This is a genomic window from Vibrio sp. CB1-14, from assembly GCF_040412085.2.
In the GTDB taxonomy this organism is placed as follows: domain Bacteria; phylum Pseudomonadota; class Gammaproteobacteria; order Enterobacterales; family Vibrionaceae; genus Vibrio; species Vibrio chaetopteri.
In genome coordinates, this window is record NZ_CP115920.1 from 3,093,839 (window position 1) to 3,119,696 (window position 25,858).

At 47.9% G+C, this 25,858-nt stretch carries 17 protein-coding genes; 4 read left to right on the plus strand and 13 right to left on the minus strand.

Features of this window, described 5'->3' with window-relative positions; genetic code table 11:
• Nucleotides 1–20: 20 nt before the first annotated feature.
• The 7 genes from PG915_RS14040 to PG915_RS14070 form a co-directional block, all read right to left on the minus strand.
• Nucleotides 21–839 (minus strand): carbon-nitrogen hydrolase family protein, encoded by an 819-nt coding sequence (locus tag PG915_RS14040; protein ID WP_353498731.1) that lies wholly within the window; start codon nt 837–839, stop codon nt 21–23.
• Between the two features lie 13 nt (nt 840–852).
• Nucleotides 853–4,746, minus strand: coding sequence for a YhdP family protein (locus PG915_RS14045; RefSeq protein WP_353497081.1), 3,894 nt, complete (start codon nt 4,744–4,746; stop codon nt 853–855).
• A 10-nt stretch (nt 4,747–4,756) separates the two neighbouring features.
• Nucleotides 4,757–6,226 (minus strand): ribonuclease G, encoded by a 1,470-nt coding sequence (rng, locus tag PG915_RS14050; protein WP_353497082.1) that lies wholly within the window; start codon nt 6,224–6,226, stop codon nt 4,757–4,759.
• Nucleotides 6,227–6,243: 17 nt separating this feature from the next.
• On the minus strand, nt 6,244–6,828 hold the full coding sequence (locus PG915_RS14055; RefSeq protein ID WP_353497083.1) for a Maf family protein: 585 nt from the start codon (nt 6,826–6,828) through the stop codon (nt 6,244–6,246).
• Nucleotides 6,818–7,306, minus strand: a complete 489-nt coding sequence (mreD, locus tag PG915_RS14060; RefSeq protein WP_353497084.1) for a rod shape-determining protein MreD — start codon at nt 7,304–7,306, stop codon at nt 6,818–6,820. Before mreD ends, PG915_RS14055 begins: the two co-directional genes overlap by 11 nt.
• Nucleotides 7,307–7,323: 17 nt before the next feature.
• Nucleotides 7,324–8,187 carry a rod shape-determining protein MreC gene (gene mreC / locus PG915_RS14065; RefSeq protein WP_353497085.1) on the minus strand — a complete coding sequence of 288 codons (864 nt, stop codon included), beginning with the start codon at nt 8,185–8,187 and terminating at the stop codon, nt 7,324–7,326.
• A gap of 61 nt (nt 8,188–8,248) precedes the next feature.
• Nucleotides 8,249–9,292 carry a rod shape-determining protein gene (locus PG915_RS14070; RefSeq protein WP_042473407.1) on the minus strand — a complete coding sequence of 348 codons (1,044 nt, stop codon included), beginning with the start codon at nt 9,290–9,292 and terminating at the stop codon, nt 8,249–8,251.
• Between the two features lie 378 nt (nt 9,293–9,670).
• Here PG915_RS14070 and PG915_RS14075 point away from each other — a divergent pair, with 378 nt between their 5' ends.
• On the plus strand, nt 9,671–12,082 hold the full coding sequence (locus PG915_RS14075; protein WP_353497086.1) for a metallophosphoesterase: 2,412 nt from the start codon (nt 9,671–9,673) through the stop codon (nt 12,080–12,082).
• A 26-nt stretch (nt 12,083–12,108) separates the two neighbouring features.
• On the opposite strand, the gene PG915_RS14080 is transcribed toward PG915_RS14075, so the two are convergent.
• Genes PG915_RS14080 through PG915_RS14105 form a run of 6 tightly spaced genes read right to left on the minus strand, consistent with a single transcriptional unit; the run spans nt 12,109 to nt 22,546 of the window.
• Nucleotides 12,109–15,693 carry a cellulose synthase subunit BcsC-related outer membrane protein gene (locus tag PG915_RS14080; protein ID WP_353497087.1) on the minus strand — a complete coding sequence of 1,195 codons (3,585 nt, stop codon included), beginning with the start codon at nt 15,691–15,693 and terminating at the stop codon, nt 12,109–12,111.
• Complete coding sequence (gene bcsZ, locus PG915_RS14085) at nt 15,690–16,805, minus strand: cellulose synthase complex periplasmic endoglucanase BcsZ (RefSeq protein WP_353497088.1); 1,116 nt, start codon at nt 16,803–16,805, stop codon at nt 15,690–15,692. Before bcsZ ends, PG915_RS14080 begins: the two co-directional genes overlap by 4 nt.
• Nucleotides 16,805–19,039: a cellulose biosynthesis cyclic di-GMP-binding regulatory protein BcsB gene (gene bcsB, locus PG915_RS14090; RefSeq protein ID WP_353497089.1), complete on the minus strand. Its 2,235-nt coding sequence runs from the start codon at nt 19,037–19,039 to the stop codon at nt 16,805–16,807. The genes bcsZ and bcsB overlap by 1 nt, the downstream gene beginning before the upstream one ends.
• 9 nt (nt 19,040–19,048) lie before the next feature.
• Nucleotides 19,049–21,592, minus strand: a complete 2,544-nt coding sequence (gene bcsA, locus PG915_RS14095) for a UDP-forming cellulose synthase catalytic subunit (RefSeq protein WP_353497090.1) — start codon at nt 21,590–21,592, stop codon at nt 19,049–19,051.
• 2 nt (nt 21,593–21,594) lie between these two features.
• A complete protein-coding gene (locus PG915_RS14100; protein WP_353497091.1) occupies nt 21,595–22,317 on the minus strand; it encodes a cellulose synthase operon protein YhjQ/BcsQ in 723 nt (240 codons plus the stop codon).
• Nucleotides 22,318–22,324: 7 nt separating this feature from the next.
• Complete coding sequence (locus PG915_RS14105; RefSeq protein ID WP_353497092.1) at nt 22,325–22,546, minus strand: hypothetical protein; 222 nt, start codon at nt 22,544–22,546, stop codon at nt 22,325–22,327.
• 100 nt (nt 22,547–22,646) lie between these two features.
• Here PG915_RS14105 and PG915_RS14110 point away from each other — a divergent pair, with 100 nt between their 5' ends.
• From PG915_RS14110 to bcsG, 3 genes are read left to right on the plus strand one after another with little or no spacing between them, the layout of a single operon-like run.
• Complete coding sequence (locus PG915_RS14110) at nt 22,647–24,062, plus strand: BcsE family c-di-GMP-binding protein (RefSeq protein ID WP_353497093.1); 1,416 nt, start codon at nt 22,647–22,649, stop codon at nt 24,060–24,062.
• On the plus strand, nt 24,059–24,211 hold the full coding sequence (locus PG915_RS14115; protein ID WP_353497094.1) for a hypothetical protein: 153 nt from the start codon (nt 24,059–24,061) through the stop codon (nt 24,209–24,211). Before PG915_RS14110 ends, PG915_RS14115 begins: the two co-directional genes overlap by 4 nt.
• 2 nt (nt 24,212–24,213) lie before the next feature.
• Nucleotides 24,214–25,845 carry a cellulose biosynthesis protein BcsG gene (bcsG, locus tag PG915_RS14120; RefSeq protein ID WP_353497095.1) on the plus strand — a complete coding sequence of 544 codons (1,632 nt, stop codon included), beginning with the start codon at nt 24,214–24,216 and terminating at the stop codon, nt 25,843–25,845.
• Nucleotides 25,846–25,858 lie beyond the last annotated feature (13 nt).

Here is a 25,858-nt window from a genome sequence, read left to right on the forward strand (position 1 = left end):
ATTGCTCTTAGTAAGTATAATTAGTGGAGATGTTGCTCGAAGCGGATATGCTTAGCGACAGGCATACTCTGCCTTACCTCTTCGACCACATCAAAATTCAATTCGGCAGTAATGGTGCCCGCTTGCTGCTCAAGTTGACCTTGGATCTCGCCCCAAGGAGACACCACCATAGAGCGCCCCCAAGTCTCTCGACCGCATGGGTGAGTACCACATTGATTGGCGGCAACGATCCAACATTGGTTTTCGATAGCTCTTGCTCGCAGCAGCACTTCCCAATGTGCCTTGCCAGTCACCGCGGTAAACGCAGCTGGCACAACAATCACGTTAGCGCCTTGCGACCTAAGTGCGCAGTACAAGTGCGGAAAGCGCAAATCATAACAGATAGATAGCCCAATCGCGCCAAAATCTGTCGGCACCATAGCAATGTTGCCCCCGGCCTTAAAGGTTTCGGACTCTCGATACGTCTTGTGGGCGTCATTCACATCGACATCAAACATGTGCAGCTTGTCGTAATGATTCATACGCTGACCATTAATGTCAAAGACCAATGTGGTGGTCGACACTTCGCTTTCGGAAATGCGAATAGGGAAGCTGCCAATGATCAGATTCACGCTATATTGTTTAGCAAGGTTGGCAAGCTTGGTTTGAAACTCACCCTGCCCCAAGTACTCTGCGTGCTGATGGTAGTCTCGGCGCTGGCCGAATACCAACGCATTTTCAGGCGTTAATATCCAGCGCATGCCTTTGTCTGCCAAAAACGCCACTTTTTGCTCAATGTGCTCAAAGTTACGTTGCGGGTCAGGCCCAGAGGTCATTTGTATGATTCCAAAGCGTTCCATGCTCATAGACGACTTATTTCTCCTTTTTAAGATCCTCTGGCAGCGTGTATTCACCGCTACTGCGGGATATTTCACTCACGGTCGGTGAGTCAAGCGGCCCTTTAACCGAGTAGTTGACTTGCGTGACTACCTCAACGACAGGTGAGATCACTGTCGTCACAGCCAACACGACTAGCGCCGTTTGTGGCGTTACCGCAAACGCGGTGATAATAGGAATGCCAGAGGTCATGTCTGGGGTAAAGCTCACCTCTGCATCTACAGTTTGTTTAGAAAGATCAGCCAACCCTTTGATTCTCATATCACCGGCTACCGCGTCCATCTTAATGTCGTTAGTGACAAACACGCCATCACGCACTCGGCCGCTGCCTGTTATTGAGTTAAAGGCCATGCCTTTATCAAACACATCCGAGAAATCGAGCTGCATCTTGCGAATAATAGAATCAAGACTGAACAGACCAAGTAGTCGCGCCGCACCGCTAACGTCGGAGATCACCCCTTTGCCAAGCTTAGTATTCATGTCACCATTGACGGTATCAAGGCGCATTGACCAAGGCGCCCCATCCCAATCAAGTTTGGCTTTCATTTCAAACGGCGCGCGTTGAATACCCGTTGTGATACCAAAACGTTCCATAAGATCGCTGTTGTTTTCACCTTTTACCGCGAAGTTCACTTGAGTCTTATTCTGGTCATCAGACACCATCCAACTGCCATCGATATCCACTTGGTTGGCGCCACTAGAAAGCTGCAGCTTGTTCCAAACCAGCTTATTGCCCTGCCTAGAGACATCCATATCGACCTTACCCACTTTGTAACCTTGGAACCAAAAGTTATCGATGGTCAGCAAGGTATCGGGCAATGCGTTAAATAGCGAACGCTCAAAATCCGTCACAATTGGTGCTTCTGGGTTTTCCTGGGTGATAATTGACTCATCTTGGTCAGCAATCTCATCGAGTTCCGGCACATAAATATGAAGACGGTTCAACGCGACATGGAGTTCATTGTTATCACTGTAGCTGGCTTCACCTTTCGCCTCTTGGCTATCCAGTGCAAACTGCCAACCACCCTTTTTATATCTAGCATCGAAATTAACATCGTGCCATTCAATTCCGCCTAATATCAGTTCTTTAGCTTCTACACTGGCACGCTTTGGCAGTGGTAGTTCGGGCTTCGGCAAGTCATCCAGCACCGCTTTTTTGTCACTCGGTGGCTCTTTAAATACCTCACTCCACTTATCGAAATCGATAGTGTCTGAGCGCACTTGGAAGTGATGGCCGACAATTGGGCTAATTTTAAATCCACCCTCACCAAGCACTAAGTTAGTCGCTTTAAGCACAGGGACCGGCTGAGTGATATCAATTTCAGTTTGATATTTCACCGACGGCAATTGCAAGCGAGCGGTAATATTTTCCTGATTACCTGAAGCCTGAAGCCTTGCTTTCCCTGCATCACCAAACGACTTGCTCAGTGGATAAGGGTAATCGCTGGCAATCGTGACTAGGTTTGCATCCAAATCAAGCTGATAAGTAAAACCCACATCATTGAGCTGGATGTCGACATCCAGGTGCCAAGGTGCATGCCCTGATAAGCGGCTTACGACCTTATCACCAATGTAAGGTTCAAGTGGTGCTGTACTCCAATCGCCAACGGAGTTGATCTTCACCGCATAGCCTTTGCTTGCATTTTGTCCTTGGAAGTCCAAATTGATTGGCTGATCAAGCAAGTTCGCTGATAATCCCGTTGCTTTAACCACGTCATTATCGAACTCGATACGACCTGAGACTTGCTCAAGCGTCATCGGTGGAGCATCAATCTCAACATGATTGTCACTTAGGTCAGCATGACCCCAAGCTCTAGATGGCGTGTCATCCCCCCCAAATGGAATGTAGAGCTGAAAATCAGCGGTAACGTCGCCACTGACTTGAACCGCTGTTAGCGCAGCACCAACCGAGTCAACCAATGGTGAAGCGGTCATGTAGTCACGTACCGCACTGCCTTTGCCAGCCGCTTTCGCTCCAATTTCAAGATGACCATCACCACGAAGCTCGGGAATTCGACCGGTAATACGCTGCCCTTTCACATCCATTAAAGTCGCAGAGCGCGAATCGAGATACATGCTCTCGTTTTGGAACAACAAATCGAGCTGCAGATCCGTAAGCGGCGGCCAATTGGTGTCAAAGCTGAATTTGGCATCACGCAGGCCAACAAACGCCTGGAACATACCGTTGTTGTCGCGATACGGGAAATCAGAGAGCTTGCCGTACCACAAAAGCTTAGAGGTGTTCACGCGACCCGCTTGAATCGCCGCAGATAGGTAATCCGTTAAGCTTTGCCCCATTGCTAGAGTTGGCAGGTAACGCCACACCTCCCCTGCGTTGTATAGGTCAGCCTCAGCATAGAAGGACAAGAATGGACTATCGTTCTTAGGGAAATCGAGCCGGAAGGCACCAAGCACTTGCAAATCTGGTGTGGCAGCCGTGACTTTATCCGACCACAGTGACCAGCCTTGCTCACCATGATTCTCCCAATGAATGTCAACCAAGCCTTGCTTGATATTTAAAGGCGCTTGGAATACATCGCCGTACGGGAACTTATCATCAATAACCGACACTCGCGCATAAGCCCGCTCAGTGTTCCCGCGCAGATGGCCTGAGACATGAGAAAATCCAGGTAACAGTCCCCATTGCGATAACGACATTTGCTTTAATGACGCCGAATACTTAATCGAATCAGCACCTGCAAGTTGAGAAATACGAATGTCTTCGATGCGGCCGCCCGGGTTAAGTCTCGACAGCCATTGGTTAATAGTCTCGTTGTTAGCCAGTGTCGCCAATGGTTTTAAGCTATCAACATCGAGCTCAGAGACATTGACTTGCCATTGATTATCACGATTCCAATCAACGGCAATATCCAACTCAGGCCAAGTCACTTCATCAGTACGAGCCTGGACTTGGTGCACATTCAACTGCCAACCCGATGTGGATGGCAGTAAATGCAATACCGCAGACTCAACTATCAGATCATGTTGCTGATTGCCACTTTCCCAACTGAGCTCAGAAGGAAGCACATCCAAATAGACTTCTTTTGCTTTGCTATTATCTAACTCAAGCCAAGCTCTTAGGCTGACCGCCCCAGATTCAATGCCAGTTTGCTGCTTCTGCTCATCCGATAGCCACGGAGACAACGACATTTCATCCACTGTGACGTAAAAATCTCCCGTCACACTGGTCAAAGAGCCGTTATCAACAAAGTCCGCTCGCACTTCAAGCGCATTGAGATTAGCATCGGCGATGGACACCACGCCTTGCGCTAAGTGGCGACGTTTTTCGTTTCGCCACTGCAAATTCTCAATATCTAACTGACGAGCTTCATCAGAGATAGCGGTGTAGTGAATGGTCGAGTCCGCTACCGTGAATCGATCAAGCTGCCTCAACAGTAAGTTATCCAAACGTTGGATCAACTGCTCACCGCTTTTTGCAGGCGCATTGGTAACCGGCTCCTCCGGTGTACTCTCCGTCGCCTTGAGCAGATCCACCGAACGAACGTCTAGTGTCATGCCGTTGATCACCATATCCGCCAATACAGGCTGACGCTGCAACACGGTTTGTACCAGGTCGAATTCGAGCTCAAGGTTGGTCACTTCAAACTGGGTTTCAGGACTGTCTGGAAGACCGACGGATACCCCTTGCAGTGAGATTGACGGGTGAGTATTACGCCAGAAACCACGTACGTCTTTGAGCGAGACATTCAGTCCTGTACCTTGGTTTATCCAAGTAACGATTTCAGGTTGGACTTTGTTCAGTTGAGGCAGGCCGACACGCAGCACTGTGACCGTGGAGGCAAGTAGCACCAGCACGGTCAGTAACAGCCAGAGAAATAGGCGTATGATTTGATTAACGCGAGGACTCACAAACTTCTCATCACATCATAACAACATCAAATTGTTCTTGAATATACAGTGGTTCTGCTTGAATACGCACTTGCTTGCCAATAAAGACTTCAAGTTCCGCGAGTGCATGTGATTCTTCACCTTCTAGCGCTTCCGCAACAGCAGGTGCCGCATAAACCACAAAATTATCAGCATCGTAAGCTCGGTTGACTCGGGTGATCTCTCGTAGGATCTCATAACAGACGGTTTCCACCGTTTTCACCGAACCACGACCTTCACAAGTTGGACAACCGCTACACAGCACGTGTTCAATACTTTCACGGGTACGCTTGCGGGTCATTTCCACCAAACCAAGCTGAGTAAAGCCATTGATATTGGTTTTTACGCGATCTTTTGACAGTGCTGCTTCAAGAGAAGCCAAAACACGCTGACGGTGTTCATCCAGCCCCATGTCAATGAAATCGATAATGATGATACCACCTAGATTACGCAGTCTCAGTTGGCGAGCAATCGCCTGAGTCGCTTCAACATTGGTATTAAAGATGGTCTCTTCTAGGTTACGGCGACCGACGAAGGCACCCGTGTTGATGTCTACCGTGGTCATGGCTTCGGTTTGATCAATGATCAGATAGCCGCCCGATTTAAGATCGACCTTGCGCTCCAATGAGCGCTGAATTTCGTTCTCCGTATCAAACATGTCGAAGATCGGCTTATCGCCTTCATAGAGCTCTAACAGTGACTCTAATTCTGGAACAAATTCGCTGGTAAACTCTTTTAGGCTCTCAAATATCAAACGAGAATCGACCTGAATGCGGGTGATTTCGGTACCAACGAAATCACGCAAGATACGATGCGCTAAACCCAGCTCACCATACAAGGTAGAACGTGTCTTGTATTTAGTACGGCGCTCGTTGATTTTAGTCCACAGGCGCTTAAGAAACGCGGCATCTTGCGCCAACTCTTTCTCATTCGCCCCCTCAGCCGCGGTACGAATAATGAACCCGCCATTCTCATCGCAGTAATCAGCGACAACTCGCTTAAGGCGTAGGCGTTCATCTTCACTTTCAATACGCTGAGAAACCCCCACGTGGCTCGCTCCAGGCATGAATACCAAGTATCGTGAAGGTAGGGTGATATCTGTGGTTAGGCGAGCGCCTTTGGTGCCCAGTGGGTCTTTGACCACTTGCACCACAATGTCTTGCCCTTGGCGCACTAGCTCAGAGATGTCGCGTACTTGAAATTGTTTTTTCTCGTTCTCGGCAACACATTCGGTGTGAGGGACAATATCGGAGGCATGAAGAAACGCGGCCTTTTCCAGACCGATGTCGACGAACGCCGCTTGCATCCCCGGAAGCACGCGACTGACTTTACCTTTGTAGATGTTACCCACGATGCCTCGTTTGGCTTCGCGTTCAATGTGGACTTCTTGAAGAATTCCACTCTCTATCATCGCAACTCTTGTTTCACTGGGAGTTACGTTTATCAACAGCTCTGCACTCATGAGCGCACCTCAATATTTTAATTATTTATAAATTCTTGCAAGAGCTGGTCAGTTTCATACAGCGGCAGTCCCACTACGGCGTAATAGCTGCCCTCGATCCGAGTAACAAAACGCCCACCTAATCCTTGGATACCATAACTGCCAGCTTTATCTCTCGGTTCACCACTGTGCCAATATCGTTCTATTTCTTGTTGGCTAAGTGTTTTGAACCACACATCCGTGGTCACCACCACCGATGCTTGCTTTAATTTGCTTACCACGCTAACTGCTGTCAGCACCTGGTGTTTTTGACCTGACATGCTACTCAACATGCGGTTGGCATGGTCAAAGTCGTGCGGTTTTTCCAACACATGACCATCGAGCACGACCACGGTATCGGAACCCAAAACTACGCTCTCTTGATGACTCAAAGCAAGACCTGCTAAGGCTTTCTCTAACGACAAACGCGCCACGTACTCTTGCGGCGCTTCATTGTCTTGCTGCTGCTCTTCAATATCGGGACTAACGATGGAAAATTCGTAGCCCAGTTGAGTCAATAGTTCTCTGCGGCGTGGTGATGTGGAAGCCAATACAACGCGTGATACAGACTGATTACCTGACATGCCAATGCCTTCTTACTCGACGAAGCAATAAAAACATCCATGGCCAGAGTATACAGTTAATCAAACCACTCCACAGCGACATTGGATTAAAAGTCACGTCTTGGATCAAATACTCGCCGAAAAAGATGCATACTTCGAGCACCATAGACAACAGCGCCATAATGGTTGCTTGTTGCCACAATGCCATGTTTCTCAACACCAAAAAGTTAAGCGCGATGACGTAAACCACAATCGACATCATCATGCCGCGTATGCCAAGCGTCGAGCCGACCAGCAGATCCCACACCAAGCCAACAAACAAGGCAGTACCCACATTAACGCGGTGCGGCAGTGCCAGCACCCAGTAACCGAGTACCAAAAATAGCCATGAAGGGCGGACAAAATCCAAAACACCCGGCCATGGGATGGTCTGCAGCACCAATGCCACCAGCAGCGACGTGCCAATCACCATATGACTGCGAAAAGAGCTGTTAGCCATAATTGTGTGTTAATCCTTTATTCTGCATTGAGGATATCTTCCACTTCCTGCTGCTGCCTATCATTATTCGGCCAGATCAAAAGTAGGTAGCGTAAACGGTCAAAATCAACCACGGGTTCAGCGATGATATTAGCGAACTCACGACGATTATCACGTTGCACCGATTTAACGTGTGCCACTGGATAACCTTCAGGATAAATGCCACCAAGACCCGACGTCACAAGAAGATCGTCAGGCTGAATATCGGTACTGGTAGGAATGTGCTCCAGTTGGATCTCATCAATTGAACCGTTGCCAGAACCAATAACACGGATGTCATTGCGGATCACCTGTACTGGGATCGCGCTGTTGGTATCCGTCAATAGCATAATTCGACTATTGTGCGCACCAACGAATGTCACCTGGCCAACAATACCATTTTCATTGATAACTGGCTGACCTTCGTAAACGCCATCAATACGGCCTTTATCAATCACCACCTGGTGACGATAGGGTGACGTGTCCACTGCCATTACCTCGGTGACCACTTTCTTCTCACCCCTCACAAAAGACGAGCCAAGCAGTTCACGAAAGCGCTGATTCTCTTCACGATATTGATCGAGCAAGATAAGGTCGCTTTTCAAACGCAGTACTTCACGTTTAAGGTTGATATTCTGCTCAGCTAAGCCTTGACGCGTATTAAGACGCTCATAGACTCCATCAAACATACTACGCGGTAAGTTGGCAGCATATTGAATAGGCGCAACAGCACTGTTCAGCAGATAGCGGAAATTGGAGAATGTGTCTAAACGACTATCAGCCAGCATTAAGCCGGCTGATAGAGTTACAGCAAGAAATAACCGAAGTTGTAAGGACGGACCCCGACCAAATATTGGTTTCATGTACTCATAACCTTGATGCGGACTCTAGTTTCAGTACCACACCAAAACTAGAGAGAAACCATTATTCTTCAGTAAATAGATCGCCACCGTGCATGTCGATCATCTCAAGCGCTTTACCGCCACCACGAGCCACACAGGTCAGTGGATCTTCAGCGATAACAACTGGAATACCCGTTTCTTCAGTCAATAGACGGTCTAGATCACGAAGTAGTGCACCACCACCCGTTAGTACCATGCCGTTTTCTGAGATGTCAGATGCCAGCTCTGGCGGACACTGCTCTAGCGCAACCATCACAGCCGATACGATACCTGTTAGCGGCTCTTGAAGTGCTTCTAGGATCTCGTTTGAGTTTAGGCTAAAGCTACGTGGCACACCTTCAGCAAGGTTACGACCGCGAACTTCGATCTCTTCAACCGTGTCACCAGGGTACGCAGAACCGATTTCGTGTTTGATCTTCTCAGCCGTTGCTTCACCGATCAAGCTGCCGTAGTTACGACGCACATAGTTGATGATCGCTTCATCAAAGCGGTCACCACCGATACGAACTGACGATGAGTAAACCACGCCGTTTAGCGAGATCACCGCCACTTCTGTTGTACCGCCGCCGATATCGACCACCATAGAACCCGTTGGTTCTGAAACGCGTAGACCAGCACCAATTGCTGCCGCCATCGGCTCATCAATGAGGTAGACTTCACGAGCACCTGCGCCAAGCGCAGATTCACGAATGGCACGACGCTCAACTTGCGTAGAACCACAAGGCACACACACAAGTACGCGCGGGCTTGGCTTCAATACGCTGTTGTCGTGAACTTGCTTAATGAAGTGCTGGAGCATTTTCTCAGTCACGTAGAAATCAGCAATTACGCCGTCTTTCATTGGACGAATGGCAGAAATGTTACCAGGTGTACGACCTAGCATCTGTTTCGCTGCATGACCGACGGCCGCAACGCTTTTGGCTGAACCCGCACGATCTTGACGGATAGCTACAACAGAAGGCTCGTCTAGGACGATACCCTGTCCTTTTACATAAATCAGTGTGTTGGCAGTACCTAAATCAATCGATAGGTCGTTAGAAAACATGCCACGCAGTTTTTTAAACATATTCTTCGCTCGTCCTGCAAGAATTAGAAGACAAAAATTGCACTAAATGTACCAATGCCGCGCCATCACAGCAAGGCATTGAAGCAGAAACATTGGAGGAAACCCCCATTTTCTTACAGTTTCCTTACTTAACGCAAAAAATTCACAGGATTTATTGGCAGTCAGCCATTATACCGCCCCAACCAATAGTGCCTACGGCGGCTCCAATACATCTCGATATGCGTTTATTCCCCTCTAACCCTCTCCCCCAAATACTGCTGAATGCGAACCACCACATAAAACCCACCAATAACTCCATTGCTAATGATATTTTACCAACCAGAATCTGGTATCCTATGCATGCTTTTGCTCTCCACTTTGATTAGCTATGGTTTTTCGATGACACGTACCCGCTTCACATTGCTCGCATTAGGCAGCGCCCTATCCACACTATTGCTCTCTGGTTGTAACGATGACACCAGCGTATCGCTTGGCGATCCTATTCCAGTTGCACCAACTAAGTCTCATGGGCCAGCTTGTGACGCCAGTGCCGACACGCAGACCATTCGCTTTATCCACGTCGCAGATCTACACGGCCACTTCGGTTATCGCGAGCAGTTCTATAGCAAAATCAAACAAGCTCATGTCGATGCGCTTGCCGAAGAGCCCTATACCCTGTTTACCAACGGTGGTGATGACTATGAAAAAGGGACGGTTGCCGAGCAATTATCAGGGGGCTATGCCACGCTTGAGGCCACGCAAGCGTTGGAGTTTGATTATCGCGTGATTGGTAACCACGACTTTGCCTGGGGGCCTGAGCAATTACTGGAGTACGCAAAAGATGATGTATCAACAGTCCTTGCCTCCAACACCGAATACTATGGCAATGACCCTGCGGGATTTGCAGGGGTAGACTTTGCTATTGCAGAAGTGGGCTGCATTAAGGTGGGTGTCTTTGGCATGACGTCGGGGCCATGGAATGAGCTCGATGAAGAGATTAAGCCTCAAATAGACTTTATCGACGATTTCAGAATGCGTTGGGACTGGAACGAGCGCGCTCGCGAGATCATCGCCGCCTATGGCGATCAAGTGGACTATATGGTGATGCTCAGCCACCTTGGTCATGGCACCGATGTTGCTCTAGCGACCTTTGTTGACGGCATCGATCTTGTGCTCGGCGGACACACTCACGACTCACCAAAGACCACTAGAGTAAATGGCACAACAGTACTGCTGCCTGATTTTAATGCCAAAGGTTACACCGACGTCACCGTAACGTTTGACCTAGCCACCAAAACCGCAATAACGCCCGAAACCATTGCCGAACTTGATATTACCGAATCGTTACCCGTTAACGAGACAACCAAACGTCGTATTGATGGCATCATGGGAACTTACGCTCCCGATGCGAACACCGAAATTGCTGTATCGCTCAAACAGCCAAGCCGCGATGGCATCTTGGATATTCTGCATGACAGTTTGACCGACTTTACAGCCCCCAAATCAGGGATCAATTACCAGATAGATGCCAGCTTCCTCAATCGCGGAGAAATTGAAGATAGCGAAATCTGGGCTCCAGGTTCGTTGACCCAAGAAGACTTTCATCACGCCTACCCGATTGAGCGCCAGCCTGCCAATACGCCAGGTTTCTCATCACTGTATCAAGTGAGCGTATCAGGCGAAGCGCTTAGCGCTATGCTTAATTATGAAAGTGGCCTTGATTACCATGGTCCAGCGTTAGACGATATCGATTCAGCCAAAACCTATCAAGTAGGCCTCTTTAAATCGGCTGCTTGGAATCCTGAGCTGTTCTTTAATGGCAGTTATTACCGCAAAGAAGATGCAGAATTTGTTGGCGAAGCTTGGGAGATTTTTGATGCCTACGCCCGTGAGCGTACCGCAAACTGCCAATACATCGACACTGACGAACTTCTGTTCAGCTGTGATGAAAACGCCCCGAACATTACCTCTGTTTGGAATTTTGAAGATGCGAACGATATCTTTGCACCAGAGCAAAACATCGCTTCGAGCCTTACGCTCACGAATACGTCGGATGAACCTTTATCTTGCAATGACGAACTGCTGAACTGCGGCACAAGTGAATCTTTTTCTCTGCCACTGCTTCCCGATGGTAGCAACGCTTCGGTAATAGAACTAGGCGCCTTAGGAGCATCAGATAACGGTCGCTTCCAGCTTGCTACAGAACTTGATACTAACGGTGACTTCGCCGATCAAGACCGCCTCTCTTATTACACTATCGTTTTTGATGCTCTATGGCCTGAGCTAGAAAATGACAGCAGTAAATACCGAGCGATAATCGATGCTGACACCAGCAGCAGCGCACCCGATATCTTCCTATCGCCGGAAGGCGAGATAGGTCTCGCACCGAATTACGCAGGACTTATTAAGGCCAATACTTGGCATCGTATTGCCATGGTGTTTTTTGCGTCAGAGACAGAAGATGTCGCCTACAAACTCTACATTGATGGCGAGCACATTGACACTATGCGCTATCCTGGGCTTGGTGAGCGATGGGCAATGAATAGAAAAGGCTTAGCGCTGTTCACTGATACTGCCATCAACAAATACGAATCAGGAACGGTTTATCTCAACTCATTGATGTTTGCTGCCCGCTCATTGACGGACATCGACATCGCTAAACTGGGTGGTGCTAAAGAGACACTCAACTATGTACCATCAGTGCGTGTTTTAAACCAAACCGTTGAACGCGCCTACCAAAATGCCCCTGTTGACTGGGCAAACAAATGGGTCAAACAGCGCGCTAAATTCTTCAAACAGCCCCCGCAGTAAACTCGACAAAAAGCAAAATGCGCGGACTAGAAATAGTCCGCGTACAGTCTTAGTGGATCTGGCTGTAGCCGAGCCTTACGCCAGTTAGGATCGAAGTGATACTTGAGATAGACATTGAATACACTCGGCTGGTAATCACTCGAAAATTGCTGCGATACATAGCCAACAAAGCTCCAATGGTCACTCATTCGATACTCGGTATAAAACTGCAGTCCTGCACTCACGCCACTTGATGACGAAGCTGTGCCGCCTGGGATATTGTATGGCGCATCAAAGGAAGCGTTCGAAAGAGAAACCGTGCCCCTCACCCCATATGTCCAATCAAAGCTGTGGCGACGATAATATGAGACAGGCAAAGACAACGATGTGTAGTTTTGCGGACTGTAGTATTTACCATGACCGATAATTACCTCATTGACGTTCTTCTCGTAGCCCATGTAAAACACAGCCCCACCTAAAGAGAACACCTCATCATCGCTACTAATAAAGTTGTAGTAACTACCCAACATGCCAGAGGTTCTATCGTTATCAGCGACATTGTTGCCAGTTAGCTGATGGTACTCAAGATAACCCCAAACGCCGTATGGGCGTCCGTCATTCCAAGACGCGCTCACCGTGGCGCCACTGCGAGTCACACCGCCAAACTCGGTGGTAACGCCTGTGCGATCCGTCACTGATAATCCAGAATAAGAGATAAAGCTCGCGGTAACAGGGCGCTTAGAGACATTACCTCGCAAAGTCACATCGCCCCACTCGGTGATCCCTTCAATGCCGCCTACCCAATCGGTATATCGAAAGCCAACAGGGGTGGTGCCAAGATCCGCTTGCCAGTTTTCAGCTTCCCAACCAACAGAGAAGGCTTGTCCCACTCGGTCACGCTCAAACTCAATATTGGTATCGTAATACGTTAACGTGCCGCTATTGAGGTAAACGCTGTCAGTACGAAGCTTAAGGCGACCGTCCCACTCAGGGATAGCAATGCCAAGCTCAAAAGGAACAGTGAGGTATTTAGAGCCACCCGGCACATTATTAAACTCACCGCCCACAATGAAATAGGACTGATGACGCTCATCAATTCTATCGAGTGTGGCAATAATGTCGTTGGTCATCCAGTTATCATCGGCATCGCGATACGCGCTACCAATATCTCGGACTCGGGTCAGCCCCAAACGCTCTTTATCATCCAAAAGCAAAGCTTGACGCGAATACTGCTGAGTCAACGCATCGCTAGATTGAGACAACGACGCTTCTTGCAACTGCCAATAATTGAAAGCGTTCAGAGGTTTTAATGGCAAATGGTTGTTGAAAAAGTTGATGTAGGACTGATTGTCGGTTTCCAGCGCCAAAGATAAGCTGCTAACGATTTGCTCGTTGCTAAGCTCAAACACGCGCTGCGCTTGAATATCCAACACAGGGTCGATGTATTGTGGCGCAGCGCTGAGCCAAGTGCTCAGCCGCTGTTGAGAAAGTACAACACCATCGTTAAGACTTGCCAAATAAATCTCTGACGCTGCTTCAACCTCGTTTTCAGCCAGCAGTCTATCGGCATCAAACAAGCTCTGGCGCTGCTCAATAATGTCTGACAGTACTTTGCGTTGCTCTGCTTCTTGATAGATAGCGCGGTGAAAATTAGCACTGTCGATATCAAACGCCGCTTGCGACATCAGCTCAAGCTCTGGCGTACTAAGCGACGCGATATCCACTGCGTCCATTTCTGCTTGAGCGCGCTCATCAAATGGTGTCTCTGACCACAATACAATCGCAGTTGGACGATCATGACGGGCAACATTCTCAATAAAGGCGATCAGCTCATCACCTCTAAGCTGCTGCTCAGCGATTTGTTGGCGGTAGTATTCAAGTTTTACACGAGAATAGGTAGAAAGCTCCGCAGACGTAAGCTGCTGAGCGGGCGATTGATTCACAACCGCGAACGCTTCATCCCAGCGCCCTTGACCCGACAAATACAAGGTATAAGCGTGAGTATGTTCATTATCTTGGTGCTGTTGATAAGCACGGCTCATCACAGTATCTGCCAAGCGGCGCTGGTTTAAACGCAGCAACTGTTCAGCAATGTCTTTGTTTAACCAAGGTAGGTAAGCATCACTGTCGAGTACGTGTTTAAACTGCGCGCGAAATAGCGGATCATTTTCTGGCAGAGACTTGCTTTTAAGCAGCTTATCATAAACCACAAGGTGCTCGACCTCGGCTGCATACGCTGCGATTTGCTCTATTTGTGCCGGTTTGAGCGTCTGCAATGCAGCATACTCCCCCGCATGCCCTTTATTTGGCGCATAAGTTTGCACCCAAAGTTGCAGCGCAGAACTATTGTCTGGCGCCAAGGTCAGTGCTTTGTTGGCAGCCTGATGCGCTTGGGAATACTCTTGCTGCGCCAGATAAACCCGCCCTTTGATGATATAAGCAAAAGGCTCACTATTGTCGAGAGACAATGCTAAGTCCGCTTGCTGCATTGCCTTATCGTATTGCTCAGCACTCAGAGCACGCCTCGAAGCATCGAGTGCTTGCCAAAAGCGAATCGAATTGATCTCAGATTGGTAAAAATCGATGAGGTCTGGCGAATCATCAAGCTGCTGCGCTTGCTTAAACGCATTCACTGAAGCTCGATAATTATTGTTATGGTAATGGTAGCGACCAAGTGCAACTAAGATTTCCGGATCGTTTGGGTACTTGCGGTTGGCCGCTTGCAGTGCCTTGAATGTGGTGGCGTCATACTGACGATTTTCAATGCGCGCAAACGCAGCGAGCTTGCCACGGTATACGGGGTCTTTGCGCAGCATCTTTTCTCGATCCCAGCGCTGCTTAGCTGTTTCGTATTGCTGTTGAATACCTAAGTTCTCTGGATGATAACTGGCTATCAGCTCATGAGTATCCATCCACTGTTGAGACATAGGCTCAGTTTGTAGCTCAGTCATCCAAAGAGTACTGGCGAACACGCCAAGACGAGAGTCATTCGCTAAGTCACGATAAATCGCTAACGCTTCTGGCTCTCGCCCATAGCGCGAGAGGTGCCGAGCAAGACCTAAGCGAATTTCACCCACATTGGGAAACGCGCGATCCAACTGCTGATACGCTTCAAGTACCTGCTCTTGGTACTGTGGAAATGTCGATTTGAGTCCAAGATAATCAAGCTCACTAATAATATCTGGACGCTCGGAACCATAAAGCTCCTCAAACAGTTTTAACGCAGCTTCGTTTTGACCGCCGCGCTGCAACAGCAAGGCTTGATTGTATTGATCGCGCTCTGTGGTATGTAATTCAAGATAATTGCCAAAGGCTGAAACCAAAGCTGGATCGGCTTGATTATTCAATTGCTTAAAAAGAACACTTGCTTCATCAGATCGATTGTTTCTTACCAACCAGCGCGCCTTCGCGAACAAGGCTTCGGGACTCTCTGGAGTGATCGCTAGCCAACGCTCTACTGCCGCTTCAACTAAGGTCTCGTCCTGTTTGAGCTCACCGATCACTATCTGATTTTCAAGCCAGTCTGGTGCTGAGCGGTAAAACACCGAAGGTACATCGCTGCCCCACGCAGAGGAGCAAAGTACACTCAAAAGCGCAGCAGAAATTTGGCTCGATGCTCTCGTTACCTTCACGGCTGACCACTCTCCGCCCACGGCACTAACAACTCTCCTTGGCCATTGAATCGATATTGATTGTCGTACCAGCCTAATCCAAATAACGCTAACACATTGTTGTAATACTCGTTATTGCGATCGGTGACGAGGTTTTCACGCACTCGTTCTGCCCAGTTTGATGTCACCTCTTCGTCTGCGTTCAAGCCGATCAGAGGTAATAGCGCTGCATCAAAGCCAATAGGAGCACTCTGCTCCATTTTTCCGCTCTGCGCATAAGTATTAAGCGGTGTGTACTGCTGCTCAATGGCCAGTGAGACAAAAGGCTTAAACGAGTCAACAATTGGCAGTGCGCCTTCCATGTCACTTGGCATCATCCCAGCCCAAAGGTAACTACGGATCGCATTGTAGTTGCCAATATCCGTGGTCTTTGCGTCATAACTAATTGTCTTACCATCATAGAGCAACCAGTCCGGACTCACGCCCTTGCGCTGACTGTCGAGAAGCAATGCGAGAGAGCCGGAGTACAGTTCGCGCCACGGTCTCGCAGTATCGTGATGGGCGAAGGCAGCTAAAACAGGTAACGGTACATAACTTGGGTTAAGTTTGACCTTGTCACCTTGCTCAAAGCCTTGTTTGCCGGGCAGAAGCTGTCTATTACCCGCACCAAAAGAGACCGTTTCTTCTTTGAGGATGCGCTTGGCTAATAGGTATCCAACGTTTTGATAGTAATCACTGCCCCATAAGCGTCCCGCTTCAATCAAGGTATACGCTATCCACAGATCCGAATCTGACGCCGAATTGCTGTCGATAATGCCGTAACCTTGCGACGTTTTACCCCATAACCAAGCAGGCAGGCGAGCAGTAAGATCGCCACCAGCAAGGTGCTGTTGAGTCCAGTTATATAGCGTATCGAACGCAGCTTTATCATTAGCGACAAGGGCAAAAAACATCGCATAAGACTGCCCTTCCGATGTGGTGATAAGTCTGGCGTCAGAGCCATCGACAATGCGCCCCTCAGCGGTCATGTAGACAGATTTAAACTCCTGCCACTGCTGCCAAGTCTCGGCTTGGCTCACGGGTGCAACAGTACTTAGCATCATGGCAAATGCGAACAACCATGTTCTCATCATTAGGCTCCTTTGTGAGTGCTAACCTGACTCGCCAAGCGGCGTCTTGCATAGCGTGAAAGCATACGCCACATCACCATAGTAAAGGCCACAACCAATAGCAGTGCGATAGCGACCATCAACATAGGTCTATCAGAGAAGTGGTACCAAACCAGGTCATAGAGCGGCAGTGAACCGACATAATAGTAGTCACCAACTTGATGACTCACGATGTCACTTAGGGTGATCGCCACCGCTGAGCCACTAACGTTATTGGCTCGATCGTTCATTGCACCATACAAAAGAGGAACGGAACCATCATTACGAGCAGACAACACGGTTACTGTGCGCTGTTTAGAAAACGGCGATTCAAAGCTGGCAATAGACGCAAACTCGCCACGAGCTCGCACGTTGGCGCTCACCGTTGCTTGGCGACCCGATAGCTTTGCCAGCCCTTGCGTTTGTGGCTTTTCAGACACGGTTGTCGCCTCAATAAAGCGACCGGCCTCGCTAGAGCTAACGTGCGTTAACGCCGTCGATGTGAGATCGAGCTTAGTCGCCGCCTGCACGCCCAGTACCAAAATATCTTTGTCACTTAAAGCCGACTCATCCCATTGCTCAGACAAACTGAACTGATAAGCAGGTAAACCGGTTTTCTTAGCGATAAAGCCGACGGTATTGAGCAGTAGCTCGACTTCTTTTGCGCTTGGCTTAGGGGGGATGACTACAGCAGTTTCAGACAAGTCGGCCATTCGTGAATATGGGAAACCCGAGCTAACAAACGACTGTGCATCCGGCATACGGATGTAATGTGGGAAACCAGAGAAATCGAGTGTCGACGCGCCATCAATCGCCGCATAATTGATTGTCGGTCCAATCCCTTCACAAACACCGGTTGATACATTGGCTATTTGAAAATTGAACGCCAGCGTGTTGTTTTGGGAGATCTTAAACCCTGGCAGTTGAGTTGATGACTTGCCGGTAAACGACTCGGTACCTAAAATAGGCACTCGCCAAGTGTCTTGCTCACCTTCACTTCTGTTTTCATCGAGCGGAAACGCACGTACAAAGCGATCGTTAACGGAAATATTCAAACGCGAGGTTTTGGTGCCTTTTAGTGGTGGCGAATAGCGATAGCTGAGTTTCATTGGAACGCTGTTCGCGTTCCAAGTAAACAGATCCGGTGGCAGAGTAAAATCAACACGAATAGGGTTTAGCTCGACCCCTTGCGACTCAAGCTGGTAACTCCCCTCAATAAGCTCAGAGAACTTAACGGCTCTGCCTGTCGGCAACCAGTTGGGCGCATCGTAAGGTTTACGTGGAGCAACATTCGTCACGCTGTTGATGTACGCAACTTCGCCCGACATCAACTGACTGCCAGCCACTAAACCGCGTGCCGCTAATTCCAGTTGCTGCTCATCTTTACCCAATACCAACAGCAGCTTCTTTCCCGGAACCGTCGGGTGTGTGACCATTTGGATCGTTGGTTGAGTGATCTCTGGTAGATCTTTAACTAGGTCTGGTCGATGATCATTGGTCGCAAGCACAATAGCATGCTGGCTCGGCGCATCTTGCTGGTAAACCGGGAAACTCACCTCTCGCCATTTTGCTTGGCTAGCAAAATAAGACGCCACTACTGAAGCAGAATGCAGATTTTGAGTACCAAAATCGCTCGGCAATACCACTGGAATGGTGACGTTTTTTAGGTCACGTGCATCAAAAAACGGCGCGGGAAGTAAACTAAGTTCGTTAGCCACATCAATATTACGCACATCAAGGGTAATGCGACTCGCTGAACCTAGCTCCCACCATAATGCCGGATCGCTGGCATCGCTACACTCTTGGTCGATGCGACCAATGAGCTCGAACTTGATCTGATTGTAGTTTTTGAAGAAACGACCATCGAGACGGATGGTTTTCTCAAGCTTGTGGGCACCATCTTGCTGGAAGTCGACGACATCCATCAGCTCTTCATTGAGATAGACACGAAGATGTGACACGCGTGCGCGCAATGCTGGAGAAGGCGAAAAGTACAAGTCTAACTCGCCACCCGTTATGATCTGATCAAGGCGAGAGCCAAACCCAAGAAAAGCAGTGCCACCGCTACCACGAATGGTGATCGACGAAGGACCAGCAATCTCGCTGAAGGTATAGCTTACTTGCTTGGGAGACGTATCAACAAAATCAGCCATAGCAGAGGCAGACAGCAAACAGCTCGCCCCGAGCATCACTCGCGTTAACGCGTGAATCAGTTTCATTCTAATATCCTATACAATCCAGCGAGGACGATAGGAGGCAAGGTTCCTCATCATATCGACCCACTTAAAAACTGCCACTCTGATTACCGAGGGGCTAAACTCAATCATTTTTCTTATTCCAACCGCGCTGGCATAGAGCATACTTTTCAAACTCTCTAGCGGCTTGTCGTGTTCATAGGCTTGCTGCCACTTAGACCATGTGTCTGAGCGGGCAAACGTACACTGAACAAAACGTTTTTCTTTTTCCATTGTCATAGGCAAGAGCTGGGTGCCGACCACTCCATCACGACTAAAGCGTACGACGCAGCGAAACGACTCTTTAATGCCATAGCGCTCTAGCGCTACTAGGATCTCGTCACCAAGTTGAATTTCAATGGCTGGATCTATCTGCATACCAAGGCCACTAAACGAAAAATCTTTAAGTGTCGCCGGGTAATGGTGTCCCGATGTGGTCATAAACGACACTGGATAATTGACGTCAATACGGTGCGCCATACGCACTTGTTTTTCTTCGGCAGCAACCGCTAATGCAACTCCGAGCACAATTAAGTTGTAGATGACCCAGAACAAATTCACCAGTACGGTAGTCGTGTCGGTAAACTGGTAATCAAACAAACGATAAACACCCACTGCAAACCCGAGGAGATTGAGTAGTAGCAAACCGATAATAGGTTTACTGATGTCCCAATCGAAGAAACGCTTGTCAATCAATCCACCTTTCGCCGTCACGTTAAATCGGCCGCGTCCCGGTGCGAATAAAGCCACGGTGGTTGGAATCGCGATATACCAAGCCAATACCGTTTCATACACCTCCCCCCAAAACGAGTGGCGGTACTGACCCTGTATCCGTGAGTTAGCCACGTTGGCGTGAAACATGTGCGGCAGTACAAACAGTACGATGGCAATTGCTGGGGCATAGATGATGTAGGCATCTAAAATCAAAAACGCCAGAGGCGCGATCATAAAAATCAGCCGTGGAATACCACTTAAGAAGTGCATCATGCCGTTGAGGTAACACAATCTCTGCTGCCAAGATAATCCTTTCCCAAGTAACGGGTTATCGGTTCGAAAAATTTGCGCCATGCCGCGCGCCCAGCGAATACGCTGACCGACGTGTGCCGACAAACTATCCGTAGCAAGACCAGCCGATATTGGCTCTTTGAGATAAGCACTGCGATAGCCTAATCGATGCATTTTTAGTGCGGTGTGAGCATCTTCCGTCACGGTTTCTACTGCAACGCCGCCCACTTCTTCCAACGGACCTCGACGCAAAATCGCACACGAGCCACAGAAAAACGTCGCATCCCACATGTCATTACCATCTTGAATCAAACCATAGAACAAGTTGCCCTCGTTCGGAAGTTGGCGAAAACGCGACAAGTTACGTTCAAACGGATCCGGCGAGAAAAAGTGGTGTGGCGTTTGTACCAGTGCCAAGTTGGGATCTTTTACAAACGCGCCCATCGTCACCTGAAAGAACGCTCGAGTGGGAATATGGTCACAATCGAAGATGGCGACATAATCACCACGAGTTTGTTTTAGTGCGTGGTTAAGGTTACCGGCCTTAGCGTGCTCATTGGTAGGCCTACGAATGTAGCCAACCCCCGCTTGTTCAGCAAACGCCTGAAATAAATCACGTTTACCATCATCCAAGATATAGATATTGAGCTTGTCTTTTGGCCAATCGATCGCGGTTGCCGCCAGTACCGTGGCTCTAACCACATCCAATTCTTCATTGTAGGTGGGAATGAAAAGATCGATACTCGGCCAAGTTTTTGGATCGTCGGGCAAGGTTTCCGGGGTGCGATTCAACGGCCAAATGGTCTGGAAGTAACTTAAAATCAACACCATCCAAGAATAGGTTTCTGCCATCAGCAGCACCAAGCCAAGCATCATATCCAGATCTTTGTCCCAATTGATGGTCGACGAATATCGCCACCACAAATACCGACAGGAAGCGATAAGAGAGAGAATGATCAGCAGCATGTTCGGCAAGCGACCTTTTACCCCGCGGACAGAAGCAGCAACTGCAGCTAGCACCACCACAAACACAATTTGCGCAGTAATGGAAAATGGTACGGTCAAACACAGTATCGTCAACACAATAAGTACGATATAGAGCAAGCTATCAGGGATGAAATGGTTTGCTGTGCGCTTTACACCCTGCCCTTCAAGTTGGTCATCAATGGCTGTCACGGCAGTCGCCGAAAAGCGTCGACAAACGGTGAAGAAACGCGAAATCACCTGATTGATAGCGCGGAGATGACGCGTTAAATGCCACTGCTGCCACGTAAAGTTTTGCTTAATTAATGCTAACCAACACAACTGAATGAGCAGGCGGAAGTTGTCACTAAAGCGAAAGTGATTCAAGTCAATCTGTGGGAACGCGCGCTCCCAGTCTGAGCGTGTTGGCATCACCCGTGTGCCTGCCAGCAAAATCAGAAAGCATAGCAACAGCAGCGTGTGTCGATTCTTTAGCGCTAACTCGGGTAACTGAATCGAACCGCTAAACTGACGAAGCAGGTCTGGTGAAACAAATCGGGCGACAAACATGATTATGAGCGAAGCTGGTTCTTTTCTACCTGAGACAACACAACGGTTGCCAACTGTCTAAATTCAACCGCCGCATTGGAGCGTGTTGCAGCAGTCATCACATTACCAAGCATGGCAAAAGCTTCTTGAATCGCAATGTCATAATAAAGATGTGCAGAAATAAGTCGGGTACCGAGCGCCTCTTCCAGCACCAAAGTCATATCTCGCAGCAAGGCAATGTCATGACGGCACTGGTTAAGAACAAATAGGGTTTTGTCGTCGGGAGGGTTCTGCGCAATTTGACGGTTTAACATTGTTACGCACATCGGAGTTGGATTGACAACTCGCAGTCTCAGCAACGCGCTAGCATGTGTTGGTGACAGCTCAATATCATGCGGCGCAGAAACAATGATGATCTCAAATTTATCCTGCGCAGCCGCTAGCATTTCATCTAAGTAGCTGGCGTACTCACTCGAGGTCAGCATTGTACTGCCGTGAGGCAAGAAGTAACTGCCAATCGGATCTCTTAGCAATGCTTGCTTCCAGCTTTCATCACAGCGCACAGCATCTGTCCATCCAGAAGCTTTATCCGTTGGATGGCCAAACCAGGGTCCCTTAAGATTCTTAGGGTCAAGGTCAACCAAAAGTACTTTATGTCCAAGTACGGTATAGGCAGCCGCAAGGTTCGCGGCGACAGTGCTTGCCCCCACTCCCGCATGAATACCTTTTACCAACAATATGGACATGAAAAACTTATTCCTCTTTTAACGATGCCAGAGATGGCGTCGTCTTATTATTAAGCGTAGCAAATGCTGGCTCTGGCGATTCACTCTGCGCTGTATTTTCTGATTGCAAAAAATTCCATTTACTTTGCGATAACCTTATTTCGTCGCTACGTTCCAGATTCTGATACCCAGAAATAGGAATGCCGTACGATTTATAAATTTGTTCGACATCGGTGGTATGGTTTTGCATTACCTTCTACTACTCAGCTTAAGATAAGTTTGTTCTAAATTTGTACGCATAGTACACTACGCTCCAACTAATATCACTATTACTTATGGTAATTAGGCTAATGATTCAGCAAATCATACACATTAACTCTTGGCAGGCTTTGGAAAATCTGTTATTCCACCACGAAAAAGCCCCACTTTTTGAGACTAAAGCTGACCTATTTACCTCTCCATCTGGTAAGGATTTTCTTACACAATCTGACAAGCTCAGTGTTAAATCTACCGAGCTAATCAATCAAAACTTCTCGCGGATATTCCTATCTAGCCCAGCTATATCAATGGCTGAGTTTTTGGATGACCTATCAAGATTGCCTATTAATAACAATGTTCATATCTGTATATTGCTCGACTTAGAGCAGAGTTCAAAACTAGATGTTAATTTTGCGATCGAAAAAACAACAATTGATTTTATAAATATTACAATTCTGTTACTAGATATTAATAATTCGATTAATCCTGAGGAATATAAACAATCATTACGGGGGGGAAGGATATTTCTTGGTGAATTAAAACAGCATAATCAACAAACTTTTATCAAGGCTATCCATTATCAAGATGGTCAAACTCAATTGGCCAATAAGCTATTTTTATTATCAGGTAATGAGAGCGATCAAGTTAACAAGCAGGTTTTGCCCGTACTGGTTTCCTCTCAAGCAGCAAGTCGTGACTTTGTCGATGAGCATGGATTCCAGCTATTTGAGCAATTTGACATCCCTAATGCGGTACTCGAAACCAGTGTAGCCACTGTTGTTGTACTCCCTTGCAGCGGTTTTGATGACATCAAGCGTATCGCTAAAACAATTCTCCATAACAAGAAGCGTTATGGGAACAGTGTGCACTTTGTCGTTAAAGAGCTAAAACCTTGTATTCGCTACAATGATTTCCACATGTTCATCACCGCAGGTGCTCAAAGCATTGTCGATCACACGAAAAGCAATGCGGTGCTTTACGACCAAATACGCTTGGCGTCGATGACAAAAATGGAGGCAAATTACCTGTCAGAAACCTCGCTGTTTCGACAGTTTGAAAGCCCTATCAATGAAAGTGGGTTTATTAGCTACGACTCATTTAAATCACTCACGCTAAATGCCATCGAGGTTTGTCGTAATACGCAGATTGAGTATGCGTTGGTCGAGTTAACCCCTTTCTCTTCAGTACCACTTAGTGAGGCGATGTCCTATAGTCAAATGAAGCGCCAAGGGGATATTGCCTGTCAAATTGATGGCCGCATTTTGATATTTTTTAGCTCATTAAGACGTTATGAGATCCATCAAGCGTTATTGAACGTGTTCGCGGTGGCGCCGAATGAACTGTTTATCGAACAGTCACAATACACGGATGCTGGTGAGATCGTAGCGCGACTTTCCAACATACAAGGTATCAACTACCCAGAACAACCAAGCATCACAGAAGCAGAACCTGACAATGCGACACCGGCCAGTCGTTTTGCTTCCCGTGTAGATTGGGATCAACTATGAATATTGAAGACTTTTTAACGGTCGCAGGCGTATTTACCGCTGTTGGCCTAGCACTCGGTATCGTCGCACCAAGTATCGTGCGTCTCTTATCAAGGCTAATTATAAAACTCAAAAAACGTCCTAAGCATTTACGAGAAACCAAGTTTTAATCATGGATAGAACCAAACCCTCAGCTCACATTTCACTCGGTTGGTGGACACTCTACTTTGCCCTGAAATTGGCACTGTACGCCAGCGATACTCTGAGCTTTTCACCGCTCTACAATTTCAGTTTGCTCTGCTTTGTAGTGATACCACTGCACAGTCGCTGGCTCAACATTACCCGACATATGATTGCGATTGGTCTAGCACTGCTACTGCTACACCATGATTCCTATTTGCCACCACTGGAGCGGCTATTTAGCCAGTGGGATTTAGTCAGCCAATTCGACACCGTCTATCTGTTGTCACTGGCTAAAGATTTTATTTCCCTAGACTTCCTATTACTTGGCTTTGTACTCATCGTTGGCTATCTCTATTTGAGCCAGATCCTACGTTTATCCGCGTTTGTCGTCATAGGTATGGTGATCGCGTCTATTCCAAGCTCATTTTGGCAGATGTCATTAACCACCAGCCAAGCCGTAGAGACGACAGCCAATAACACAAGCAATAATACACCAACTACAACGGCACCTACTCAAGTTGCCGTGGATACTTCATCAGAAGGTCTCACCACGTATGTAGGACAATTCTTTCGCGACCAAGCCTCTAAGACATCGAGTCTGTCGAACATAGACGCACTAACAACGCAGCCTAACTTTGACATTCTGTTTCTGAGTGTCTGCTCATTAGCTTGGGATGACTTGGAGTATTCGGGCAACATCGATCACCCGATCTTTAAAGAATTCGATATCCTGTTTAAGCACTTTAACTCAGCAACGTCTTACAGCGGACCTGCGGTACTGCGTATTTTGCGAGCTAACTGTGGTCAGCAGTCTCACGCCGACTTATTCAATGACAATCTGACTGCGCAATGTTCTTTGTTTGATCAGCTTGCACGCCTTGGCTATGAGAAAGAAGTGTTTATGAACCATGACGGTAAATTCGATGGTTTCAACAAACACATTGCCAATAACATCGGCAACTTTTCGCCAGCCGTTGATATTGAGACCATGACACCGTCGCAATATGCGTTCGATGGCACTCGGATTTATAGTGATGGGCAAATCCTCTCTCAGTGGGAGCAAATCAACCATACCAAGCCTACAGTCAGTCTATATAACACCATTAGTATTCACGATGGTAACCGAGTGGTGGGTCAATCTGGTTCACGTTTAGTAACCTACAAACGCCAACAAAAAATCTTGCTAGATGAGCTGTATGCCTTCTTCCAAGCTTTAAAGACGAGTAAACGCAATGTCGTTGTCGTGCTGCTGCCCGAGCACGGTGCGGCGGTGCGAGGCGATCGCATGCAAATCTCTGGAATGCGTGAAATACCAACCAAAGCCATTACTAATGTACCGGTTGGCATAAAGTTCTTTGGTGACGTAGCGATTCAAAACCGCAGTCAAATCGATGTAGAGCAGCCAGTAAGCTTCTTAGCGCTAAGCGATCTGCTTGCCAATATCTTAACTAGCAACATGTATGAGGGCAACGCAACGTCTCTGACGTCACTGACCCAGGGCTTACCGACGACGCCGGTTATCTCGCAGAACTCAGGTACGACTATGCTCGAAGTGAATGACACTCAGTTCTATAGCTTCGATGACCACTCTTGGACTGAGTACCGACCGCGTATCAACTAGTCGTTCGTAAGTT